Source organism: Levilactobacillus lindianensis, assembly GCF_003946095.1.
Classification (GTDB): domain Bacteria; phylum Bacillota; class Bacilli; order Lactobacillales; family Lactobacillaceae; genus Levilactobacillus; species Levilactobacillus lindianensis.
Map to the genome: position 1 here is coordinate 1 of NZ_RHOD01000004.1, position 22426 is coordinate 22426.

Annotated in this window: 22 protein-coding genes and 1 tRNA gene; 7 read left to right on the plus strand and 16 right to left on the minus strand. The window is 48.9% G+C overall.

The window, feature by feature from the left end; all coding sequences use genetic code 11:
- Nucleotides 1-281: transposase (locus EKM70_RS02060; protein ID WP_164506303.1), on the plus strand; the 281-nt coding region annotated here is incomplete at its 5' end.
- A gap of 38 nt (nucleotides 282-319) precedes the next feature.
- Here the strand turns inward: EKM70_RS02060 and EKM70_RS11470 are convergent.
- The 3 genes from EKM70_RS11470 to recX all read right to left on the minus strand — a co-directional run bounded on the left by EKM70_RS11470 (nucleotide 320) and on the right by recX (nucleotide 2327).
- Complete coding sequence (locus EKM70_RS11470; RefSeq protein WP_225416357.1) at nucleotides 320-757, minus strand: serine hydrolase domain-containing protein; 438 nt, start codon at nucleotides 755-757, stop codon at nucleotides 320-322.
- 66 nt (nucleotides 758-823) lie between these two features.
- Nucleotides 824-1492 carry a serine hydrolase domain-containing protein gene (locus EKM70_RS11475; protein ID WP_225416358.1) on the minus strand — a complete coding sequence of 223 codons (669 nt, stop codon included), beginning with the start codon at nucleotides 1490-1492 and terminating at the stop codon, nucleotides 824-826.
- Between the two features lie 34 nt (nucleotides 1493-1526).
- Entirely contained in the window at nucleotides 1527-2327 is an 801-nt protein-coding gene (recX, locus tag EKM70_RS02070; protein WP_125544802.1) for a recombination regulator RecX, read from the minus strand.
- A 194-nt stretch (nucleotides 2328-2521) separates the two neighbouring features.
- Between recX and EKM70_RS02075 the strand changes: the two genes are divergently transcribed.
- Nucleotides 2522-2977: a flavodoxin gene (locus tag EKM70_RS02075; protein ID WP_125544804.1), complete on the plus strand. Its 456-nt coding sequence runs from the start codon at nucleotides 2522-2524 to the stop codon at nucleotides 2975-2977.
- A gap of 61 nt (nucleotides 2978-3038) precedes the next feature.
- On the opposite strand, the gene EKM70_RS02080 is transcribed toward EKM70_RS02075, so the two are convergent.
- The 3 genes from EKM70_RS02080 to wecB are packed head-to-tail and all read right to left on the minus strand — an operon-like array spanning nucleotide 3039 to nucleotide 5943.
- The gene (locus EKM70_RS02080; protein WP_125544806.1) at nucleotides 3039-3938 is read right to left on the minus strand and encodes a YihY/virulence factor BrkB family protein; all 900 of its coding nucleotides are present in this window, start codon (nucleotides 3936-3938) and stop codon (nucleotides 3039-3041) included.
- A 27-nt stretch (nucleotides 3939-3965) separates the two neighbouring features.
- On the minus strand, nucleotides 3966-4817 hold the full coding sequence (locus tag EKM70_RS02085) for a nuclease-related domain-containing protein (protein WP_125544808.1): 852 nt from the start codon (nucleotides 4815-4817) through the stop codon (nucleotides 3966-3968).
- Nucleotides 4810-5943 (minus strand): non-hydrolyzing UDP-N-acetylglucosamine 2-epimerase, encoded by a 1134-nt coding sequence (gene wecB / locus EKM70_RS02090; protein WP_125544810.1) that lies wholly within the window; start codon nucleotides 5941-5943, stop codon nucleotides 4810-4812. Before wecB ends, EKM70_RS02085 begins: the two co-directional genes overlap by 8 nt.
- Before the next feature lie 244 nt (nucleotides 5944-6187).
- Here wecB and EKM70_RS02095 point away from each other — a divergent pair, with 244 nt between their 5' ends.
- Nucleotides 6188-7129, plus strand: coding sequence for a glycosyltransferase family 2 protein (locus tag EKM70_RS02095; RefSeq protein ID WP_125544812.1), 942 nt, complete (start codon nucleotides 6188-6190; stop codon nucleotides 7127-7129).
- A 103-nt stretch (nucleotides 7130-7232) separates the two neighbouring features.
- Here the strand turns inward: EKM70_RS02095 and EKM70_RS02100 are convergent, their stop codons facing one another.
- The 5 genes from EKM70_RS02100 to EKM70_RS02120 all read right to left on the minus strand — a co-directional run bounded on the left by EKM70_RS02100 (nucleotide 7233) and on the right by EKM70_RS02120 (nucleotide 11824).
- Nucleotides 7233-8588: a gluconate:H+ symporter gene (locus EKM70_RS02100; protein WP_125544814.1), complete on the minus strand. Its 1356-nt coding sequence runs from the start codon at nucleotides 8586-8588 to the stop codon at nucleotides 7233-7235.
- Nucleotides 8589-8744: 156 nt separating this feature from the next.
- The gene (locus EKM70_RS02105; RefSeq protein WP_125544816.1) at nucleotides 8745-9197 is read right to left on the minus strand and encodes a universal stress protein; all 453 of its coding nucleotides are present in this window, start codon (nucleotides 9195-9197) and stop codon (nucleotides 8745-8747) included.
- Nucleotides 9198-9336: 139 nt separating this feature from the next.
- Nucleotides 9337-9409: transfer RNA gene (locus tag EKM70_RS02110), tRNA-Arg, on the minus strand.
- 55 nt (nucleotides 9410-9464) lie between these two features.
- Nucleotides 9465-10805, minus strand: coding sequence for a DEAD/DEAH box helicase (locus EKM70_RS02115; RefSeq protein ID WP_125544818.1), 1341 nt, complete (start codon nucleotides 10803-10805; stop codon nucleotides 9465-9467).
- Nucleotides 10806-10822: 17 nt separating this feature from the next.
- The gene (locus EKM70_RS02120) at nucleotides 10823-11824 is read right to left on the minus strand and encodes a Gfo/Idh/MocA family protein (RefSeq protein ID WP_125544820.1); all 1002 of its coding nucleotides are present in this window, start codon (nucleotides 11822-11824) and stop codon (nucleotides 10823-10825) included.
- A gap of 166 nt (nucleotides 11825-11990) precedes the next feature.
- Here EKM70_RS02120 and EKM70_RS02125 point away from each other — a divergent pair, with 166 nt between their 5' ends.
- Nucleotides 11991-12362, plus strand: coding sequence for a DUF4828 domain-containing protein (locus EKM70_RS02125; RefSeq protein WP_125544822.1), 372 nt, complete (start codon nucleotides 11991-11993; stop codon nucleotides 12360-12362).
- A gap of 68 nt (nucleotides 12363-12430) precedes the next feature.
- Here EKM70_RS02125 and EKM70_RS02130 read toward each other — a convergent pair whose 3' ends face one another.
- Nucleotides 12431-13195 (minus strand): GH25 family lysozyme, encoded by a 765-nt coding sequence (locus EKM70_RS02130; RefSeq protein ID WP_125544824.1) that lies wholly within the window; start codon nucleotides 13193-13195, stop codon nucleotides 12431-12433.
- Between the two features lie 57 nt (nucleotides 13196-13252).
- Nucleotides 13253-14110, minus strand: coding sequence for a MurR/RpiR family transcriptional regulator (locus tag EKM70_RS02135; protein WP_125544826.1), 858 nt, complete (start codon nucleotides 14108-14110; stop codon nucleotides 13253-13255).
- Between the two features lie 252 nt (nucleotides 14111-14362).
- Here EKM70_RS02135 and gntK point away from each other — a divergent pair, with 252 nt between their 5' ends.
- From gntK to EKM70_RS02150, 3 genes are all read left to right on the plus strand, one after another.
- The gene (gntK, locus tag EKM70_RS02140; RefSeq protein WP_125544828.1) at nucleotides 14363-15913 is read left to right on the plus strand and encodes a gluconokinase; all 1551 of its coding nucleotides are present in this window, start codon (nucleotides 14363-14365) and stop codon (nucleotides 15911-15913) included.
- Between the two features lie 176 nt (nucleotides 15914-16089).
- Entirely contained in the window at nucleotides 16090-17448 is a 1359-nt protein-coding gene (locus EKM70_RS02145) for a gluconate:H+ symporter (RefSeq protein WP_125544830.1), read from the plus strand.
- A 149-nt stretch (nucleotides 17449-17597) separates the two neighbouring features.
- Nucleotides 17598-18917, plus strand: a complete 1320-nt coding sequence (locus EKM70_RS02150; RefSeq protein ID WP_191985875.1) for an APC family permease — start codon at nucleotides 17598-17600, stop codon at nucleotides 18915-18917.
- Between the two features lie 57 nt (nucleotides 18918-18974).
- Here the strand turns inward: EKM70_RS02150 and EKM70_RS02155 are convergent, their stop codons facing one another.
- Genes EKM70_RS02155 through EKM70_RS02165 form a run of 3 tightly spaced genes read right to left on the minus strand, consistent with a single transcriptional unit; the run spans nucleotide 18975 to nucleotide 22404 of the window.
- The gene (locus EKM70_RS02155) at nucleotides 18975-19931 is read right to left on the minus strand and encodes a substrate-binding domain-containing protein (RefSeq protein WP_125544835.1); all 957 of its coding nucleotides are present in this window, start codon (nucleotides 19929-19931) and stop codon (nucleotides 18975-18977) included.
- 14 nt (nucleotides 19932-19945) lie between these two features.
- On the minus strand, nucleotides 19946-20923 hold the full coding sequence (locus tag EKM70_RS02160) for an ABC transporter permease subunit (RefSeq protein WP_125544837.1): 978 nt from the start codon (nucleotides 20921-20923) through the stop codon (nucleotides 19946-19948).
- Nucleotides 20920-22404 (minus strand): sugar ABC transporter ATP-binding protein, encoded by a 1485-nt coding sequence (locus EKM70_RS02165; protein ID WP_125544838.1) that lies wholly within the window; start codon nucleotides 22402-22404, stop codon nucleotides 20920-20922. Before EKM70_RS02165 ends, EKM70_RS02160 begins: the two co-directional genes overlap by 4 nt.
- Nucleotides 22405-22426 lie beyond the last annotated feature (22 nt).

Below are 22426 nucleotides of genomic sequence, written 5' to 3' on the forward strand. Positions count from 1 at the left end.
CTAAGGAACGCACACAGCTTTCAAAACCAGAAAACAAGGCTATCTATGGGCGTCGAAAGATTGATGTAGAGCCAATTTTTGGCAAGACGAAGGCTTATTTGCATTTCCATCGCTATTCGGTACGCGGCCTAGAAAAGGTCAAAAAAGAAACTGGAATCCTCGTTCTGGCATTGAACATCCTCAAGTTAGTCTCTACTAGAGAAAAATGGATTAAGAATCAAGAGCATAGAAATAAGGCACGAAACCAAAATTCGGTTTCGTGCCTTATTCTTGTTCTATAGAGGTCAGTTATGTCACAGCCTCTTCTTTGCATCTCGCACTATTTCCCCAGATTGCCACCCTCCAAGAGGTTCCAAAGCTGAATGGCAGCCGTCTGTGACAGTTGGTTAGCACGGTAGTAGTTACTGAGTAAGACTACCCCGTCCTGACCATCCTTGCTCAACAGGAAGGTCGCTTCATACCCGTAGGCTAACCCATGGCCTCTGATGTAGGTTGGGTAAACGTAGAGTCCCCCACCATACATCGACGCCGATCCGGGAACCAGCAGCACGTTGACATCCTTTTGTGGATAAACCTTCCCCAGCAACATGTTACGTTCCGCTTGGAAAAGATCGTTGACCGACATGTAAACCTGCCCTGTCCCGAACTGGTAGAGCATCGAAAGCCGCGACTCCCCGTACTCGGTATCATAGGTTGGTAACACACTCCCGGTCTTGGAGTTCGTATACCCTTGAGAATAGTCCGACCGGTTCGCCATGTTGAAGACGAACCCCGAATGCTGTAAGTTGCCAGCATCAATAATATTTTGCGTGAAGTAGTCCTGTTAACTCTCACCAGAAACCTTCTGAATAATCCCGGCTAACAACATGAAGTTCACGGGTGAATAGTGCCACCGCCCGATCTTGGCGGGCTGGCTGACAACATTATTCAAGATGAACTTAATCATCTGTTGTTCGGTTCTGATCGAATTAGGAAAGGCTGTTAACACCAGTCCACTCTTCATGTCCAACATCTCGCGCAAAGTAATCTGATTGCTTCCGGCGATCTGTGGATAGTACTTGGACAAGGGATCACTGAGGGCCACTTTATTTTCCCCGACCAACTTCATCAATAGCCCTGCCGTAAAGGATTTCTGAATCGATGCTAACTGGTAAACACTATTCACGTGATTTTTCTGGCGGTTCGCCGCATCGGCGTAGCCCCAACCTTGCTGATAAATGGTCTGATTGTGGTGAACCACTAAGGCTGTCCCCACGAAACGATTGGCCTGCAAAACGGCATCGATCTGCCGTGTTGTCGCTGCCGGTGCCAGCTTCCGCTTCTTCGCAGGCACTTTTCTCTTGGGCTTGACCTTCCGAACAACCGAACTACTTGATACCTTTGGCTCTGCCTTGGTCTGTTGGGTCTGCCCATTAAACCACCAGGCTAGACCACCCCCGAGACCCAAGACGGCCGCCAAAGCTAAAATTGTCCCCCATACCTTTGCTTTCATAGTTGCTCCCCCTTACTCTTTGAAAACGTGATGACTAGTCTGCCGATTCCCCTAAATCTGCCAGCCAAGCGCTAATCTCATCAAGCTTAAACCCTTTACGATACAAGGCTTGTTTCGTCTTATACTGCCGTTCTGAGTGACTCAGCGCCCGATAACGGTGCCATAGCTTCTCACCCTGCTTCGCCAGGAGTGCACGCTGTTCATCCTCATCCGGCGTGAGATCCAGGCTATCTAACATGCCATTAATCTCATCCCCACCGAAACCGCGACTCATCAGTCCTTGGCGAACTTTTTGGAGCTGATTACGCGTCGATTGGTGCTGGTAGCGCTTGGCAAGTTTGGCAGCGACGGCCGTCCCCACGGTCATCTGCTCTGCCACCGGATACTGCTTCAGAGCCTCATCGATTGGCTGTTCATCTACACCCTTCTGGCGTAAATGCTGTCGAATCACCCGTGGTCCCTTATCACTGGTGTTCATGATAGTGCGGACATAACTGGCCGCATAATGAGCATCGTCAACCAGCGCAAATTCTCGTAACTTCTGGATTGTCTGGTCAATCGTTTCTGGTGGTATTTCCAAATCTACTAGCTTATCTCGGACTTCCTTTTCAGTCCGCAACTGATGCGATAGATAATCCAGGGCCCGGTTATAGGCCTTGGCAACATCGTCGGCCGACGTCAATTGTTCCTCGAGTTCCTTATCGATCTCCATGCCCTTGTACAGACGGAAATCCACTAGGACGCTTTCACTAACCGGGAAGGCGTAATGGCCATCGACGTAAATATTATAGCGTCCTGAGCGTTTCTGAGCTTCAATCATGGTAATTTCGGCCATTTCGATCACTTCCTTCTCTTTTATTCATAACCATTTTACCAGTTTCAAATTCAATGGGGTTCGCATAGTGGTGGATTAGTTAGTCAGTCAGCTTTTCGCCCCACACATGATTCCCTAGCGAAATGAATGTGGTCGCTTGGCCTCTAGCCTGCTATAATTAACGACAATTAAGTTTTACCGAAAGGAGTGCCACTATGTTAACCGCTCACGTTGTTTACGCCACCATCACCGGGAACAATCAAGACGTCGCCGATATCGTCACCGAAGGCTTAGAGGCCCAAGGTTGCCGGGTTCAAGAAACCGAAATCTCCCAGACTGATGCCGCTGAATTCACAGACGCCGACATCTGCGTCGTCTGCGCCTATACCTATGACGGCGGTGCCCTCCCCGAGGAAGGCCTCGACTTTTTCGAAGACCTGCCACAAGTCGACCTCAGCCACCAAGTATTCGGGGTGGCCGGCTCCGGCGACACCTTCTACGGCGACGACTTTAATATTGCCGTAGATCGGTTTGCGGCAGCCTTCAAACAGAGTGGTGCGCGTCAGGGTGCTCCCAGCGTCAAGATCGATCTGGAACCCGATCAGGCTGATATTGACCGGCTCGATGCCTTTGCCGCGCAACTCGTTGCCACCGCACAACCCTCAGCTTAATCCGATTCAGTCATTAGACATCAAAGGCCCGGGCTAATTGCTCTCGGACCTCTGGTGTCTTTTATTTTTTCTTAATTCGATACCTCAAGATATTGGGCAGCACGGCTTGCTCCTCAAAATCGCCGACCAAGAGTTCCTGAATTGAGGCATTTAAAACCGCCCCGAACATCAGAATCATCCCGGTAAAGTCGAGCCAAAACATCAGAACAATAAATGTTCCGATGGTCTTATAACTATCGATGTTGTGAACAAAGTACTTCACATAGAGTGAGAAGGCTTGCGATAGTAACAGCCAACCCACCGTCGCAATGAGTGCCCCCGGCCAAACGTAACGCCATTTCAGCTTAACACTCGGCACAAAGTAAAAGAGGATCATCAACACGAAGAACGTCACGCCGAAGGTTAACGGCCACTTCGCCGCATTTACATAGGTTAAGACCTGAGTCGGCAAATGTAACAGCGGTGTGAGCTGTTCCACGGCCACCTGGCCAAAACTAAAGAAGAGCATCAGGATGAAAAGTAGTGCGATCAGCGCCACCATCCAGAAGAAAGCCCCCACGCGATTGACGATGGCATTCTGCTTCTTGGCCACCCCATAGGCTCCATTAACCGTTCGTTGAAAAGCCGCAACGGCCCGCGACGATGACCAGATTGAAACAATCACCCCGATCGACAGCACGCTCCCACTCCGATTGTTTAGGAAGGAGTGAATGATCGGTTCCAACATGGTATAGATATTCTCAGGAACCATTGGCTCAATGCTCTCCATCACGGTCGTGGTTTCGATGTGCAAATACGGGAGAATACTGGCAACGACCAGTAGCGCTGGGAAGAGTGACAACAGCGTATAATAAGCCAACACCACCGCGGAATCGGAGACGTTTGCCATCTGGTATCGTTTGCCAATGGTTTGAATGAAGCGGCCGACAGGTGCCAGCCGAGCGCGCCACTGTTTAGCCACAGGTGCCACGTCTCCTTTCGTTGTCAGTTAGAATGACCCATAATCCTCCGCAAACTTCAGGGTACCAATCATCTTTTCCAACGTCTTGCGGCTAAAGCGCACGCACTTGGCCTGCCGGAAAGCCTCGATGAAGGTGGCCAGATCATCATAATTTGCCACTGCGGTACAGTTATAGGCGTCATTGGGATTTAATTTGGTTTTGTTGCCCACAACCATCGAGTTAATTCGGTCATAGCGATCATAGTAGTTGTAATAGACCATGGGCTTGACAAAATCGATGATCCGGTCATTCTTGTTCTCTAATTGCCGGTGCATGGTGATTTCACTATTGATATAGCGCACCAACAACTTGGAAGAAAGTTCGGCCTGCGTCGCGGGATTACTGATCCCCGTGTGCAATGTAATCGACCGTTGTCCCCGTCCCTCCTGTTCAAGGCTCATGGTATAACCCTGTGTGAGAGATTCATTTTCTTCCGACAGGTTCGGCAGGAAGAACCGATCGAGTCGATTCATCAGTGCCTTAGGGGTCTTCTTTTCCTTACCAGTCAAGTTCACCGCAGAAAAGTCATCGAGGCTCGTGGAGAAGATTTCTTCGGACAGGTCATGAAAAATCATCCCCCGCCAATACTTACTTTCCACGTTGATCACGCCAAAGGAAGTCACTAGCAAGTTGTCAATTTGCATCACTCGCCAGGAATCCCCGTCGTTCATCTCCTGCGTCACCGGATTCTTCACCTTGTTGGCAAAGTGAACGTTACGCAGAATCTTATAATCAAATCGTTCATTATGCTTCAGGGCCTTTTGATGCAGGTCGCGCATAATTTCTGATAACTGTTCAGTCGTTTTAATCTCGGCTCGGTCATATGCCGTCTCAGCCATTTAAATTGCCTCCATTGATTTTGGTTTCAATTGCTTTCAAAATTCGTTCGGACGCATGCCCGTCCCCATAAGGGTTCTTGGCAGTTGCCATCCGTTGGTAGGCCTGTTCGTCTGTTAATAATTGTTCCATTGCTTCCGTCACACGTTGCGGATCGGTCCCCACTAATTTAAGGGTCCCGTTTTCAACCCCTTCTGGCCGTTCCGTGGTATCCCGGAGAACCAGAACTGGCTTGTTCAGCGATGGCGCTTCTTCTTGAACCCCACCGGAATCAGTCATGATGAAGAAACTCCGTGCTGCCAGGTTGTGGAAGTCCACCACATCTAGTGGATCGATCAGGTGAATGCGATCCATCCCGTCTAGCTCCTCATGAGCCGCCTGCTGGACGACTGGACTCAGATGAACCGGATAGACCACCTCAACGTCAGGATGGGCTTCAACCTCACGACGCACGGCTTTAAAGACGGCGTGCATGGGTGCTCCCTGGTTCTCACGTCGGTGCATGGTCAGAAGAATCATGCGGTGATCCGCAGCCACTTGGTCTAAGACCGCGTGATGGTAATCTGGATCAACGGTCTGCTTCAGGGCATCGATCGCCGTATTCCCGGTAATATAAATCTGTTCTGCCGGATGCGCCTGCTTCAACAGGTTAGCCTTGGAAAGCGTGGTTGGCGCAAAGTACAGATCACTAAGAATATCGGTCAGCTGACGATTCATTTCTTCCGGATAAGGTGAATACTTGTTCCAAGTCCGGAGTCCTGCCTCCACGTGACCCAACATCGTCTGGTGATAGAAGGCACTCACGCTCGCAGCGAAGGTGGTGGTGGTATCCCCATGAACCAGCACAATGTCCGGTTGGGCTTCCGTCAACACGTCATCGAGTTGGTTCAAGACACGTGTCGTAATGCCACTCAACGTCTGTTGGGGGCGCATAATGTTTAAGTCATAGTCCGGGGTAATCTTGAAGATGGCCAACACCTGGTCAAGCATCTCCCGGTGCTGGGCGGTTACCACCGTGATTGGGGTGAACGCGTCCGGCCGCTGTTGCATGGCCAAGATAATCGGGGCCATCTTGATGGCCTCCGGTCGGGTTCCAAACACTGTCATTACTTTAATTGGTTTCGTCACTGCAATACCTCCAAAGTCACGTGTATTATCGTCAATTATAGCAGAAGCCACGGTCCCATGTTATAAACTCCGTTTTTATTCTCAAATTATTCGTCGCCGGCAAAATCTTTTCTCACTGAATCCGCATTCATCGGCGAAAAGTAAGGATAGTCACCGAAAATTGGCAGACTCGTAAACAAATTTTAATGGTAAGCCTCCTATATTTGAGGTAAGATGATAGCGTTGTGTGAAAGGAATGTCTGTGATGAAGAAATTGAGTCTGGTCGTTCCTTGCTATAACGAGGAGGAGTCTATACCATTATTTTACCGAACCGTTAGCAAGGTGATCACATCTATGAATACCCCTACTCCAACGGTAACGCCGGAGTATATTTTTGTGGATGATGGGTCAAGCGACCACACCTTAGATGAAATGAAAGCCTTACATGAAGAACATCCAGAGACTGTCCACTTTCGGTCATTCTCCAGAAACTTCGGTAAGGAATCAGCGTTGGCCGCGGGCCTCCAAGCCACGACAGGCGACATGGTTGCCGTTATGGACGTTGATTTACAAGATCCACCGGAGCTCTTGCCGGAAATGGTCGACCTCATTGAAAATCGGGGATATGATTGCGTGGGAACCATTCAGAAGGAACGGCGTGGTCAAAGCAAGCTACGCGCGTTCCTCTCCAGCAGCTTCTACCGTGTCATTAACTGGCTATCAGACGTTCGGATCGAACCGAATGCTCGTGATTACCGATTGATGACCCGCCAATTTGTTGATACCGTGGTATCATTGCCTGAATTCAACCGGTTCTCTAAGGGGATCTTCAGTTGGGTCGGCTATAAGACCACGTATCTGACCTACGAAAGCCAGCCCCGAGCGGCCGGGACCACCCATTGGAGTCTACGTCAACTGTTTGCCTACTCTATCGAAGGCATCATTGATTTCTCCAATGCTCCGTTGCGTCTCGCCACTTGGGTCGGTAGCCTCTCCTTTTTACTCTCAATTCTCGGCTTAATCTTCGTGATTATCCGGGCCTTGACCGTTGGGGGATCGGTGGCCGGCTGGCCTTCCCTCGTGGTGATTCTACTCGCCATCGGTGGGATTCAGTTGTTCTGTCTAGGCATCTTAGGACAGTACATCAGCAAGATTTACCTAGAAACGAAGCACCGCCCGATGTATATCATTCGAGAAGAAAAGTAAGCCAAGAAGCACGGGCGTAAAGATAGACGATTAGTCTGTTTCGACAATATCGCTCTCAAACGTAAAGGAGATCAGGACACTTGTCCTGATCTCCTTTTTTTTGTTAGTTCATAATTGTATTCATTAAGAGAACCATTAACAGGCCGACAACTGAAATAACCGTTTCGAGTGTAGTCCAGACCTGGAAGGTTTGTTTAACACTCAGGTCGAAGTATTCTGAGAACATCCAGAAACCCGCATCGTTCACGTGAGAAGCTGCCAATGACCCGGCACCAATAGCCAAGGCAATCATGACTGGATCCGCGTTAAGCGTATGCATCAGTGGTGTAACCAGCCCGGCTGCCGTCATCCCGGAGACCGTCGCAGAGCCCAATGAGACCCGCAGGATAACCGTAATTAACCAGGCCAATAGGATTGGAGAGAACTTGGAATGCATCATTAATTCCTGCACAGCCTTCCCAACCCCACCGTCGATTAGGACTTGCTTAAAGGCAGATCCCCCGGCGATAACCATCAGAAGCATGGCAATCGACTTGATCGCATCCTCTAACGTGGCACTGATTTCCTTCATGGTCCGACCGCGATGGAAACCCATCGACCAGATCGCAAAGAGTAAGGCAATGACCATCGCAATGACGGGGTTCCCTAACATGGAAACGACTGCATCCAACCCTTGTGGGTTCTTAGGTGCCGCGCCCCCATCGACCGTCATTTGATAGATCGTTGCTAAGGCCATGAAAACTACTGGGAAAAGTGACGTCAAAACGGCTAACCCAAAGCTAGGCGTTTCGTCGAGATCAAACTCCTTAACTTCACCAAAGGCGGGCAAAGATTTCTTGATCACGAATAGGTCTGGATTAAACCGGCGAATGACCCGCGTCCAGATCGGACCGGCCACAATCACACAGGGAATTGCCACGATAATCCCAACCAAGAGCATCTCACCCACGTTGGCTCCTAAAGCCGTGGCAACCGCTGTTGGTGAGGGTTGTGGTGGTAGGAACCCTTGCGTAGCAGATAAGGCCGCCGCCATCGAAATCCCTAAGTACAGGAAGGGCACCTCAGCCTCTAAGGCCACGGCGAACACGATTGGTGTCACCAGGACTAACCCCACCTCAAACAGTAAGGAAATCCCGATTAAGAAGGAAGCCACCACGATGGCCACCTGCAACCGTTTTTTCCCAAAAACGTTGATCAGGGTCCGCGCAATCCGGTAAGAACCACCGGAGTCCGAGACCAACCGACCAATCATGGCTCCAAAACCAAAAACGATGATCAGCTCGCCCATGGAGCTTCCGATACCGTTCTTGATGGAGTCAGCGATGTTGGCTGGGTTCATCCCCAGCCCCAACGCAACGAGGATTGACGTTGCGATCAGCGAAACAAAGGTATTCAACTTTACTCGAATAATCAGGAAGAGTAATAGGAGAATCCCCAAAAACAAAATGACGAACTGCATTATTCTCTCTCTTTTCTATGCCGAATTCTGAGGACCGAACCTGCCGTAGTCCGATCCTATTATGCATAGAGTACATTGTATGAAAAAAAGTTACGGTTTGCAAGGGCTTACGTGTATCTTATTTTCATTTGAGAGCCGCTAAACGGTGTTAATTCGCTAACGAACGATCATTACCGAGACGGGAGAATATTTTGCCATGTAGGCGGCCTGACTCCCGAAGTACTTGCGGACACCCTTCTGCGAAAGTGACCCGACAACCAGTAAATCCGGTTTAACGTCAGGAATGATATTTTTCACAATGGTCTCACCGGGATCACCTTCACCAATGACATAGCGTACTTCACTGATACCAAAGCGTTGGGCGAGATCCTGATACTTTTGTAAATGTGCTTGCAATTCAGCCCGCTGACCGTGAACATAGTCCTTACTCAAAGCTTGATAGATATTCATATTATCGGATTCCAACACGGAACAGATTACCAGCTCTGCCCCGTCAAATTTAGCCCGGTTCATGGCGTAACGAAAGGCCAACTGTGCATCCGGGGAGTCATCCACCCCGACTAGAATGCGTGTGAACTTTTTGGGGTTCATTGACTCTGTATTTTCCATCGAAACTGCCTCCTCTTGGCTTAACATACTTTCATTATAATGGAAAACGGTTCCAGACGCGAAATTTTCGTGTGAAAACCGCAATTTTTCCGCAACAAAAAACCGACACCAGATTGGCATCGGTTAGTGACACAATGACTGACCCCACCCGGGCTCGAACCGGGATCATTCGCTTAGGAGGCGAGTGCCCTATCCAGTTGTGCTATGGGGCCATAAAACAGATCCATGATTTATTTTTACACGGATCTTTTTAATTGTAAAGTCTGACTATTTCTGTTCGGCGTCGCGGTCACGCCATTTCTTCCGCATCCCTTTGTTCTTAGTATGCCGATTCTTGTGCTTTTTCTTCTTTTGAGCCGGAGCCGCGGAAGACTTGGTTACGGGTTTTGACGCCTGCTTGGTGGTGGTCACTGCCTTAGCAGCAACACTCCCCGGAACCTTAACCTGGGGCGTCGACCCCTGCTTTGTCGAAGCAGTCGCACTCACTGCGGCCTTAGGCGCCATTGGCCGTTCCGTGGTCAGTCGCCGATTCCCAAAATAGATGGGAACCAACTCGTAATCGGTCTCCTTGAGGAGCTTCTTTAAGTCTCGCAGATCATGGTCATCACCCAGACTGATCACCTGACCGGGTTCACCCATTCGACCGGTTCGACCGGCCCGATGCACGTATTCATTAACTGATTGTGGTAAATCATAGTTAATGACAGCGGGCAACTTAGGGATGTCTAACCCACGAGCTGCAACATCGGTCGTCAAGAGCAGACGCGTCCGTCCCAGCCGGAAGTCCTGTAAGGCCTTCTCCCGCTGCACTTGACGTAGGTCACTAGTCAGACTCGTAGCCGAGACGTGGTCGTGATAGAACCGTGAGGCTGTGTGTTGTAAGGCATTGGTTTGCTTAAAGAACACTAAGGCCCGAAAGTTTGGCATTGACAACAGGCGTTTTAACATCTGATCGCGCTTGCCCATCCCAACCTGTAAGAGGCCGTGCCGTACGGTTCCTTGCGTCTGATCTTCTGCCCGAACGTCAATCCGTTCGACGGTCTGACCAAACCACTGATCCAGTTCATGGAGAATTGGCGTGTCGGTAGCGGAGAAGAATCCGAGTTGGACATCAGCCGGTGCAGCTTGTGCAATGGCTCTAACCGTATCCAAGGTGTCCCCCGTCAACAGGTCATCGGCCTCGTCGACAATCATCAGACTCACTAAATGTAACTTGAGCTTGCGGTCACTGACCAGATTGAGCACCCGGCCCGGTGTCCCGACGATAACTTCAGGACGCTTCTTCAGGCGTTCTGTCTGACGCTTCACGTTGGCGCCCCCGGTCAGAGCAACCACCTTCAGATCCAGTAACTTTGCCCAATCACGCATGACCCGACTCGTCTGGATGGCAAGTTCCTGTGACGGTTCCAGCACGATTAATTGAATCCCGTCACCTGGAAGGAGGTTGGCCAAGGCTGGTAAGGTAAAGGCCACGGTCTTCCCAGACCCCGTTGGTGCCAGACCTAGGACGTTATGGTCGCCAACCATGGGGTCATAGACCGCCGTTTGAATCGCGGTTGATTCGGTGTAGCCTAGGTCCTTAAAATGGGCCTCAAATTGTTTTAACATATCGTATCCTCTTTTTCTTAGTTTTGGTCGGCCGGAAAGCGGAGATTCCCCGCTACTCGGAGATCAAATAATACTTGGTTCACGGTTAAACTCCAGTCGAGCCAACGCCGATAGTCGGCCACATTCTGTGGGGCATCTGGATCCTGTAAGACCCGCGCGAAGTCTACCATTTCAGGAGTCATCGGGTTATCTAACGCGGGTTGGCTGAGATTCTGTTCTTGTCCGGTGGCGTCACGGAAAAACACATGAGTCAGCTCTCCGGCACTGTCCAAGGCAATGGTGTCCTTCAGACCATAAATTTCGGACTCCGCGGTAGAATTACTGGTCTTTCCGAAGTTAATGGCAACATCAAAGTCTGCGTAACGTAACACGGCGAGCCCCTTGCCGTCCGCTCCCGTCTCAATCAGAGTTGGGAAGTAAGCGACGGTCTCCGGTTGGCCAAACAGGGCGACCGCCAAATAGACAGGGTACACCCCGAGATCCTGTAATGCCCCACCGGAAAATTCCGGTGTAAAGACATTAGGCCGACCACCAGCGAGGACTTGGTCGTAACGTGAGGAATACTTCATGTAGGTCAAGTTCGCCCCTTGAACGGTTGGCAAACCAGCCATTGCGCGTTCGATCTGATGGAAATTAGGGGTGTGGACGTGGCGGGCAGCTTCGAAAAATTTCACCTTAGGGTGTTGCGCCAAGGCAGCCTGAATCGCCGTCATTTCCCGACGGTTACTGAAGGCGGGCTTCTCCACAATGATAGAGATGTCTCGCTTAATGGCCTCCAAGGCTTGCGCAAAGTGCAAACTGTTTGGTGAGGCGATGTACACGACATCCAAATCAGCCTGCGCCAACATTTGAGGATAGTCCGTGTAGTTAACCTGTGCGTGGTTTCGTTCACCGAAGGCCTTAGCTGTTGCTGCCTCGCGTGAATAAATCCCGGCTAACTCGTATTGTTGACTCGCCGCAGCCGCTTCAACCAACTGCTGCGTAATCCAGTTCGTTCCAACCGTTCCTAATCGAATCATGTCGTTACCTCCCAAGATAAGTTCTAATTAGCTTCATTTTAACAGTCACAGCGAGGCAAGCATAGCGCCATCATTAATTTTCTTAAAATCCAAGGGAATTATGACGAGTTTTCTAGTTAAAAATGTTATATTGAAGTTAATTACTTATTCAAGGGAGGGATTACTGGTGAAGGGTCGGGATATCGCACTATTCGGCGTTTCACTTGTGGCTGGTTTGACCGGTGGATTTTCACTACATCGTAAGAACAAGAACCAACCGAGTGAATCGCCATTATTTTACGTCGGAACGTGGCAGTTTGTTGATCCCCATAATCATCGCCACCACCGGTTGGAAATCAGTCCTAATCTTGACGTGCAGATCGATAATCATCCCCTTAAGGTTCGGGTCAAGGACCTGGATGAACATCAGCTCACCTTCCAGGATAAATTTGGTTACCATCTGACCATCCACGCCAACGAACGCCAACCCATTTCATTTTTCGATGAAGCCGACGACTGTACTTATGCGATGCAACCATTGCAAAAACCAACAGAATAGCAGATTAGACAATAAAAACGCCGTTAATCAGTCAGGCCCTGACGCCCGCTGAACTAACGACGTTTTTTCTATTTACCAAAACTTTCCCAATCCTGCTTACTCCCGTTAAACACGGAACGTGAGACTGGCTGGCTCTGATTACTCTGTGACAGCGACCCATCGGCATTGTACTCGATGAACTTAACCTCATGGCCGTGACTCTTGAGCTTGCCGCCCGCAGACCATTTTGCCTGGTTAGGTAGAACCGGATCCACGAACTGGGTCATCACCGTGTGATTGGCAAAGATAATAACCCCCTGCTGGTAACTACTACTGAGCAGGCTCACCAATTTCTTTAACTTCTGACCCTGGTTCGCCATCCCGGAATTGTTATTGTTATATTGATCATAATAGGCAACCGACACCCGAATCGGCAACGTCCCCGTGTCCTGACCCACGGTATCCTTGAAGTGCGCATACTGTTTGGCTGCCGTCGAGGTAAAACTGAAGGTGTGTGCTACCCCTACCTGAATGTCAGCGCCCTGGCACCGTGAATAGTTATCACTGAAGTCATCGTCGGTATACGTCGCCCCCGAAGTCGCCTGCAGGTAGACAAATGCCGACTTCTGCGACAATTGCTGAAAATCCACGTAGCCACTGTCCTGATTTACGGTAACGCCGCGAATCGGATACGTGGCCAGCTGCTCCCGTTGATGACGCTGCCACTGATCCCAGCCAAAGCCCCCGGCTACAAGGATCACCAGAATTAATAAACCGATTAACCAGCGTCGCCGACGTCGATGAGGGTGACGAAAAGTGTTGTCATAAATAGGTTGATAGTCTTTTCGTTTCACCGTCAATCACCACTCTTCCTCACCAACTAGAATTTAACTACTATTATACCATGTTGGTTAGGATTCATCTCGTGTGTGTTCAATCACATCGCGGACACGGGTCAAGACCGGTTGGGTCCGTGAAGAAATGCGCAAGACCGTCATCATAAAAAGACTGTCGAGAATCGTCAATTGTGAAATTAAGGAGTACATCCCTTCAGACCGATACTTCACTTCATCCGTTAAGGAGAGGAAAGTTACGGCGGCGGCCTGCGCCAACTCGGAGCCACTGTAACTGGTGATCACGATGATAGCGACCCCATTACGCGTGAGCTCCCGTACAATCTGTAAGGTTTCGTGGTTTCGACCAGAGTGTGAAATCACAATAGCACAGTCATCAGCGGTCATCTTTGCCGCCTGCATCAACTGGATGTCGTAGTCGGGATGGTAGACCACATTCAGTGAGGTTCTGAGAAACTTGTGATACCCATCTAGAGCGGCAATCGAAGATCCCCCTAACCCAAAGAAGGCCAGGGTCTTGGCATTGATAATCTTCAAAACAGCCCGAGCTAAGTCGTCTTCATTTAAGGCATCATTGGTCGCCCGCAGCGAATTCACGGAGAAACGGAATGTCTTGTTGGCGATAGTGGCCAGGGAATCTCCTTCGGCTAATTCCGGGAAGGAGCTCTGTTGTGGTGTCATAGCCGCTGCGGTGTGGGCCAAGGCCATCGTAAATTCACGATAGTTGGCGTAGTCCATCCGTTTGACGAAACGAGAAATAGTCGCCGTAGAAACATTGGATGCCGCCGCCAACTCCTTAATTGTCATTTCACTAACCACTGCAGGATTATCTAGGGCTAATTGTGCCACTTTTTTTTCAGTCCGGGACAATTGATCATAAGTCCCGCGAATCTTGCCAATCGTTGAGCGTGCGATAATCGCAGCCCCCTTTCTGGAAAATCAAATTTTACTTTTGTAAACATTTTACAGCATTTCACTTGAAATGTGAAACTTCTTTTCATATAATGTGTTGAGTAGAGAAAATTAGAACTCATTTGATAGTCGCGGTTTGTGTAACCGCTACCTTATCCACGACGTATTCATTGCGTTTTTTCAAACGATACGTTATGGTTCAGGGTGATGACCTTCTTTTTTTCACGATAATCGCACCACGAAAGGACGAGCACTATGGACTACATGATTGGGGTCGATATTGGAACGACCAGTGTCAAGACCGTATTGTATGATACAACGGGTAAGATGCAGGGCTATTCTAACAACCTCTATCCCCTCTATCAGGATGTGCCTGACATGGCCGAAGAAGATCCAGAAGAAATCTTCTCCGCGATCATTGATGGGTTAACGACGGTTCTGCGAAAAGCAGACCTTAAGAACGGCCAGCTTCACGGCGTTTCTTTCTCCGCCGCCATGCACAGCCTAATTCTGTTAGACAGCGATCACAAACCTTTGACCCGTGCCATCACCTGGGCGGATAACCGGGCCGTTAAATACGCTGACGAACTCCGTGAAAACGGCGTTGGCAAGCAACTGTACGAAAAGACCGGGACACCTATTCACCCAATGACCCCATTGAGCAAGTTGATCTGGATTCGTAACGAACAACCAGACCTCTTCAAAAAGGCGCGTTGGTTCGTCGGCATTAAAGAGTATGTGCTCTACAAACTCTTCGGTGTCATGCAAGAAGACTACTCAATCGCTAACGCAACAGGTCTCTTCAACATCTTTAAGATGGACTGGGACGACCAAGCCTTAGAGGTTGCAGGTATCACGCGTGATCAATTACCAAAGCTAGTCGATACTACGGATCAAGTGACTGGCATGAAGGCCGACTACGCCGGTGTTATCGGTATCGACCCACAAACGCCATTCATCATGGGTGCCTCAGATGGTCCCCTGGCTAACTTGGGTGTTAACGCCATTAACCCGGGTGTCGTTGCCGTGACCATCGGAACTTCCGGTGCCGTACGGGTGGTCACCGACAAGCCAAAGATTGACCCTAAGGGCCGTGTATTCTGTTACTACTTATCCAAGGATCATTGGGTCGTTGGTGGTCCCGTCAACAACGGTGGGATTGTCTTCCGTTGGGTTCGTGATCAACTCTTCGCCCCAGAAAAGTTGACTGCCGAACAGATGCATGTCGATTCTTACGACCTCTTGACGGAAATTGCTTCTAAGATTCCAGCCGGTTCCGATGGTCTGATCTTCCACCCATTCTTAGGTGGCGAACGGGCCCCAATCTGGGACGCCAACGCTCGTGGATCTTTCTTCGGTTTGACGCGGACACACTCACGGGCGCACATGGTTCGTGCCGCTCTGGAAGGGATTGTTTACAACCTCTACACGGTCATGTTGGCCCTGGAAGAAGTCGTTGGCAAACCATCCAGCATCCAAGCTACCGGTGGTTTCGCCCGCTCTGCTCTCTGGCGTCAAATGTTAGCTGACATCTTTGAACAAGACGTCACGATTCCAGAAAGTCCAGAAGGAACGGCCTTAGGTGCCGCAACGCTAGGAATGTATGCTTTAGGGATGATTGACGACCTTTCAGCCGTTAAGAACTTCGTGGGTGTCACGAATGTTCACCACCCTAACCCAGAAACCTACGATGCTTACCGGGCCTTGGTTCCAATCTACATCCGCTTGAGCCGTCAGTTGCAATCCGAATACAAGAATATTGCGGAATACCAACGGACTCATGTGACAGATCTCAAGAAGAAATAAGTTACCCACTTATCTTTTCTGAAACACCGTTAGAATTGGGTGGGAATTTTATCAGTCGATAAAATTTATCCTATACAAAAAGGATTCTATCGGGTAAAATGTGTTTACTATATTGATTGGTCGGTGTTTTCACAGCGGCCTTTCAAAATTTATTAGATGAAAGGGCTTACTTCCAAATGGAACTTTTAGCTTTAGTCATCGGGGTTATCTTTCTATTGGTCCTCATTATTCGTTTCAAGATCAATACGTTCGTTTCCCTGATTCTGACCTCCGTCCTGACAGCCATGTTACTGGGGATGGACTTAACCAAAATCGCCGCAACCATCGAATCCGGGATTGGGAGCCAACTTGGTGAACTTTCCTTAGTCTTCGGTTTCGGAGCTATGCTGGGTCGGTTAGTTGCCGATGCCGGTGGTGCTTACATGATTGCCACGACCTTAATTGATCGTTTCGGTAAGAAACGCCTGCAACTTGCTATCATGCTTGCTTCATTTATTTTAGGGATTGCCCTCTTCTTCGAAGTTGGGATGGTCCTCTTAATTCCTATCGTCTTCGCCATTGCGGTTGAAGCCGATGTACCAATTCTCTACTTAGGGATTTCCATGGCTGCTGCCTTATCAGTTACCCACGGATTCCTGCCACCTCACCCAGCACCAGTTGCTATTTCTGCAGTGTTAGGTGCCAATGATGGGAAAGTCTTACTCTTCGGTTTGGTTGTCGCAATTCCTGCCGCAATCATCGCCGGTCCTCTGTTCACCAAGCTCGCCCAGCGTTACGCGCCGACAGCCTTTGAACAGAAGGGTAACCTTTCTTCATTGGGTGAAGTTAAGACGTTCAAGCCTTCAGAAGCTCCTAGCTTTGGTTTATCCGTTCTGACTTCCCTCTTCCCAGTTATCTTGATGGCCATCACGACTATCTACAAGATGACTATTGACGGTGGTGCAACACCAACCAAGAACGCCAGCATGTTGGACCAAATCGTGGCCTTGATTGGTGACCCTGCGATTGCGATGTTAATCTCCCTGATCGTGGCAATGTTCACGATGGGCTGGGGTCGGAAGCGTAAGACTGCCGACATCATGGCAACGTTGGAAAATGCCGTTAAGTCAATTGCCATGTTACTGTTAGTTATCGGTGGTGGTGGGGCCTTCAAACAAGTCCTCATCGATGGTGGTGTTGGTAAAGAAGTTGCCAAGATCTTTATCGATTCCAACATGTCCCCACTGGTCTTAGGTTGGTTAGTCGCTGTGGTTCTGCGTGTTGCCTTAGGATCCGCTACCGTGGCTTCCTTGACTGCCGCCGGAATTGTGGCCCCATTGATGGCCCAAGCCGGTGTTGACCCTGCCCTGATGGTTCTGGCCATCGGTGCTGGTTCCTTAGCTGCTTCTCACGTGAACGATGCCGGGTTCTGGATGTTCCGTGAATACTTCGATTTGACTGTTAAGCAAACTTTGAGTATTTGGACCGTCTTGGAAACCGTGATCGCCATCGTCGGGTTAGCAATTGTTCTGCTTCTGAACATGGCTTTCCACTAAACTTAATCTTAATGAAAGCACCGCTGAGACTAGTCTCGGCGGTGTTTTTTATTGTCTTCTGCTCTCCTCTCAGACATTTCTAACCATCAACAAAAGAGCAACGTGCTATAATGGAAAAATCAGTCATTCGAGAGTGTAAAGGAGTTTTGATATTGGCAAAGGAGTTACGCCGTGAAATCGGCACATTCACTGCTCTAGCCACCGTCATGGGAACCGTGATCGGTGGTGGGGTATTCTTCAAGACGGCCAGTGTTGTGGCCGCCAACCATTCCGCAAATATGACGCTGGTCGCTTGGATTCTGGGAGGACTTCTGACCATTTGTGCCGGGTTAACCAGTGCAGAACTGGCAGCGGCCATCCCTCGAACCGGTGGGGCCATGCGCTACCTGGAATACGCCTATGGTAAGCCCGTGGGCTTCCTCATGGGGTGGGCCCAGATGCTCGTCTACTACCCGGCAAACATCGCCGCGCTATCGATTATCTTCGGCGTTCAGTTCGCCGCACTCTTTCACCTAGAGAGTCACTGGCAGCTACCGGTGGCCATCCTATGTGGTCTCAGTATCACACTATTGAACTTTCTCGGGGCCCGCGTTGGAGGATCTGTTCAATCGATTGCCCTAGTCTTTAAGCTCATCCCTATCGCTGTCATCGTTGTCTTTGGTCTGATGGACCCGGCTCATACGGTCCTGCAATTCTGGCCGATCACCACCGGCGATCACTTAAACTGGGGTAAAGCCTTTGCTTCTAGCCTACTAGCAACAATGTTTGCCTATGACGGCTGGATTAGCATCGGTAATATTGCGGGGGAGATGAAACACCCTGAACGAGATCTGCCTCGAGCAATCGTGTTAGGGTTGGCACTCATCACCATCATCTACACCCTGGTCAACCTAGTCTTTCTCAAGACTTTGCCAATTGACCTGATTGCCGGTAATCAAAACGCCGCGGCTGATGCCTCTATGCGGCTATTCGGTCAGTTTGGGGGCAAATTGGTCACCATCGGTATCCTCATCTCAGTCTATGGCGCCATTAACGGCTATACCTTAACTGGGATGCGTGTGCCCTTCGCCATGGCCGAGGAAGACAGCCTACCCTTCTCGAAGCGTTTCCGTCAGCTCTCACGTAAGACCTACGTCCCTTACTTTGCCGGAACGATTCAATTCTTAATTGCGCTTCTCATGATGTTCATGGGTAGCTTCGACATCCTAACGGACATGCTAGTCTTCGTCATGTGGGTCTTCAACTGTCTGATCTTCCTAGCCGTATTTCGGCTACGACGAACAGAGCCTGAACTCAACCGACCGTACCGGGTCCCTTGGTTCCCAATCATTCCCATCGTAGCCTTGATTGGCGGCATCTTCATTTTGGTAACGACCTTAATTACCGAAACCGGATTGGCAGTCACTGGACTAGGGCTAACACTTATCGGTCTGCCAGTCTACTTCTGGCACCAAAGACATCGACAATAAACGCAAAAAAAATCTCCGGATACGTTATCCGGAGATTTTTTTATCGTTCACTAGAGACTATTCAAACTTAGCAACGTTCTTCTTAGTAACCAAGTGAATTGGTGAAGGCGTGGCCTTTTCAACCTTTTCGCCCTTAAAGTGCTTGTAAGCAGCCTTAACAGCTAATTCCCCTTCAACCTTTGGTGATTGGGCAATGATACCGGTAATCTTACCAGACTTAACGGCCTTGAGTCCTTGTTCCCCACCATCGATGGAGACAACAACCATATCTGGGTCATTGATAGCCTTGATAGCACCTAAAGCCATTTCATCGTTTTGAGCGAAGACACCCTTAATCTTAGGGTGAGCTTGTAAGATGTTTTCAGTAGTAGACATCCCTTGCGCACGGTCAAAGTTGGCAGTTTGCTTCGTAACGATGTCTAAAGTACCCTTAACAGTGCTGTTGAAACCTTTCCCACGTTGGATAGCGGCATCGGCACCTGGCGTACCTTCAAGTTCAGCGATCTGGTCGTTCTTGCTTAACTGGCTCATCATAAACTTACCAGCCATCTTCCCGGCCAAGACGTTATCAGAAGCAACAGTCGTTAACAACTTCCCACCGTTAGACCCACGGTCACAGGCGATAACTGGAATACCAGCGTTGTTAGCATCCTTAACAGCAGTAGCAATGGCGTCAGAGTCAACAGGGTTGATGATAATAACGTCAACCTTCTTTTGAATTAAATCTTCAACGTCGTTAGATTGCTTGGCACTGTCATTTTGAGCATCGAAAATTTGAGTTGAGCTCCCGTTTTCCTTAGCAACCTTCGTAATCCCGTCACGTACGGAAACGAAGAATGGGTTACTTAAGGTTGACAATGAAACCCCAATCTTTAAGTTCTTTTCACTCTTCTTGACAGTCTTGTTCGTCCCGAAGGATGGTGGCGTCAAGGAGACGGCTTTACATCCGGCAAGGAACATTGAGAAGCCAGCAAATACGGTCAGTAGTACGACTAAATATTTTTTCCCTTTCATAAGGAACCTTCCCCCTAAGCTTTAGCTTGTTTTCTATCGAGTAAGACGGCAACTAAGATCACGATACCTTTTACGATTTGTTGGTAGAAACTGGAGATACCCAGTAAGTTCATCCCGTTGTTCAAGACACCAATAATCAAAGCACCAATTAAAGTCCCAAACATACGACCTTTCCCACCGGCAAGACTAGTCCCACCTAAAACAACGGCGGCGATGGCATCCATTTCGTAAGCATTCCCGGCATCAGGTTGTGCGGAAGCTAAACGTGAAGTCAAGATAGCACCGGCAACGGCTGATAAGAAACCAGCGATCGTGTAAATTAAGATAATCATCTTGTTGTTCTTAACACCAGCAACGAAGGCAGCCTTAGGGTTACCACCTAAAGCATAAGTCTTACGACCAAACGTGGTCCGGTGCAACAGAATGAAAGCACAGATGTAGAAGATAGCCATAATGTAAACTGGGAATGGAATTCCGAATAAGTAACCTTGACCAAAGAATTGGAAACCGAAGTTGTTACTCATCTTAGTCCCAGTGATTGGGTTACCTTTAGTGAAGACGTAAGTAGCACCCCGCAAAATGGTTTGCGTTGCCAAAGTGGCGATGAATGGTGCGGCTTTCCCATAAGCGATGATAACACCGTTAATGGCACCGAAGATGGCACCAGTTAACATCCCGATTAAGAGAGACAAGATCGTTGGTACACCGGCTAATACCAGTTGAGCGGTGAAGGCACCACTCAAGGCAACGATGGCCCCAACGGATAAATCAATCCCACCGGTTAAGATAACAAATTCCATCCCGAAGGCAATTAAAGCGTTAACTGAAACTTGACGTAATAAGTTCAGTAAGTTTAACGGATCCAAGAACGAGAAGTTAAGTACCGAAACTAAAACAATCAATACGATTAAGGCGACCATTGGTCCTAGTTTTTTATAGAAGTCGCCAAAACTAAATTTTTTCTTTGCCTCTACTTCTGTTTGATTACTCATTCGTTTTTCCCTCCTGTTGCTAACGTCATAATACTTTCTTGCGTAGCATCCTTAGTATCGACGACATCCATCAGGTGACCTTCGTAGACCACCGCAATCTTGTCAGAGAAACCAAGCACTTCATCCAAGTCACTCGAAACCATAATAATAGCTGTTCCACGATCGGTTAATTCGTTCATGAGGTCATAGATTTCACGCTTGGCACCAACGTCGACACCACGAGTTGGTTCATCCAAAATCAGGACTTGCGAACCAGATCCAACCCACTTAGCCAAGACAACCTTCTGTTGGTTACCACCAGAGAGGCTACCTGCTTCATCATCACGACCGTTAGCCTTAACATTCAGGCGTTTCAGTAACATGTCAACGAAGTCTTTGTCGGCCTTTTCGTCGATTAAACCGTGCTTGGAGAACCCATCGATACTTGGCAAGTCAATGTTGTCAGCTAGCGTTGCATCGAGGATTAAACCTTCCGTCTTCCGGTCTTCAGTTAAGAACCCAACGTTATGACTGATAGCATCGTTAGGATTCTTAATGGTCAGTTCCTTACCGTCAACCTTGATGGTCCCGGCATCCAACTTGTCAATCCCGAAGATGGCCCGCATAATTTCAGTACGGCCGGCACCCATCAAGCCTGAGAAGGCCAGAACTTCACCGGAACGAACTGAGAAACTGACATCTTTAAACTTGTCATTCGTCAAACCAGAAACTTCCAACATGGTCTTACCAAACTTAGGATGACGTTCTGGATAGAAGTCTCCCATGTCCCGACCAACCATGTCATGGACGATTTGCTTAACGTTGGTATCGGCCGTGTTGTACGTGTTAATGGTTAAACCATCACGCATTACGGTAACGCGGTCGGCAATTTCAAACAATTCTTCCATTCGGTGAGAGATGTAAATCAAACCAACACCTTGGTCACGAAGCTTACGGATAACAACGAATAACTTTTGAATTTCATCTTGCGTCAAAGCCGCCGTTGGTTCGTCCATGATGATGATTTTGGCATCGGTCATCAATGACTTGGCGATTTCAATCATTTGTTGTTGCCCAACTGACAATTCACCAATCGGCTGTGAGAAGTCAACCTTCATGTCCAATTGATCCAAGGCCTTTTGTGCAATCGTTTTCATTTTGGCATTATCAATCAAGCCAAAACCTTTTTTGATTTCCTTGTTCAAGAACATGTTATCCAGAACTGGCATTTCACCAAAGTTGTTCATTTCTTGGTGAATGAATGCGATTCCGTGATGTTCAGCTTCCAACGCGTTGTCGAAGTGGGTTTCCTTGCCATCAACCAAAATAGTCCCGCTATTTGGTTCCAGCAACCCGGTAAGAATGTTCATCATCGTCGACTTACCAGCACCATTTTCGCCCATGAGCGCGTGAACCTCGCCGCCCTTCACGGAGAAATTGACATCTTTTAAAACTTCGTTAGAACCGAATGATTTTGAGATATGCTGCATATCAATTTGCATTTACGCCAAACCTCCTTTTGCA

Bases quoted from the DNA above. Each gene is read 5' to 3' on its own strand.
- recX (WP_125544802.1), bottom strand. From the start codon at position 2,327: ATGGCCGAAATTACCATGATTGAAGCTCAGAAACGCTCAGGACGCTAT.
- EKM70_RS02160 (WP_125544837.1), bottom strand. From the start codon at position 20,923: ATGAGTAATCAAACAGAAGTAGAGGCAAAGAAAAAATTTAGTTTTGGC.
- EKM70_RS02075 (WP_125544804.1), top strand. From the start codon at position 2,522: ATGTTAACCGCTCACGTTGTTTACGCCACCATCACCGGGAACAATCAA.
- EKM70_RS02155 (WP_125544835.1), bottom strand. From the start codon at position 19,931: ATGAAAGGGAAAAAATATTTAGTCGTACTACTGACCGTATTTGCTGGC.
- EKM70_RS11475 (WP_225416358.1), bottom strand. From the start codon at position 1,492: ATGAAAGCAAAGGTATGGGGGACAATTTTAGCTTTGGCGGCCGTCTTG.
- EKM70_RS02145 (WP_125544830.1), top strand. From the start codon at position 16,090: ATGGAACTTTTAGCTTTAGTCATCGGGGTTATCTTTCTATTGGTCCTC.
- EKM70_RS02085 (WP_125544808.1), bottom strand. From the start codon at position 4,817: ATGGCTGAGACGGCATATGACCGAGCCGAGATTAAAACGACTGAACAG.
- gntK (WP_125544828.1), top strand. From the start codon at position 14,363: ATGGACTACATGATTGGGGTCGATATTGGAACGACCAGTGTCAAGACC.
- EKM70_RS02115 (WP_125544818.1), bottom strand. From the start codon at position 10,805: ATGTTAAAACAATTTGAGGCCCATTTTAAGGACCTAGGCTACACCGAA.
- EKM70_RS02095 (WP_125544812.1), top strand. From the start codon at position 6,188: ATGAAGAAATTGAGTCTGGTCGTTCCTTGCTATAACGAGGAGGAGTCT.
- EKM70_RS02165 (WP_125544838.1), bottom strand. From the start codon at position 22,404: ATGCAAATTGATATGCAGCATATCTCAAAATCATTCGGTTCTAACGAA.
- EKM70_RS02100 (WP_125544814.1), bottom strand. From the start codon at position 8,588: ATGCAGTTCGTCATTTTGTTTTTGGGGATTCTCCTATTACTCTTCCTG.
- EKM70_RS02105 (WP_125544816.1), bottom strand. From the start codon at position 9,197: ATGGAAAATACAGAGTCAATGAACCCCAAAAAGTTCACACGCATTCTA.
- EKM70_RS11470 (WP_225416357.1), bottom strand. From the start codon at position 757: ATGGCGAACCGGTCGGACTATTCTCAAGGGTATACGAACTCCAAGACC.
- EKM70_RS02120 (WP_125544820.1), bottom strand. From the start codon at position 11,824: ATGATTCGATTAGGAACGGTTGGAACGAACTGGATTACGCAGCAGTTG.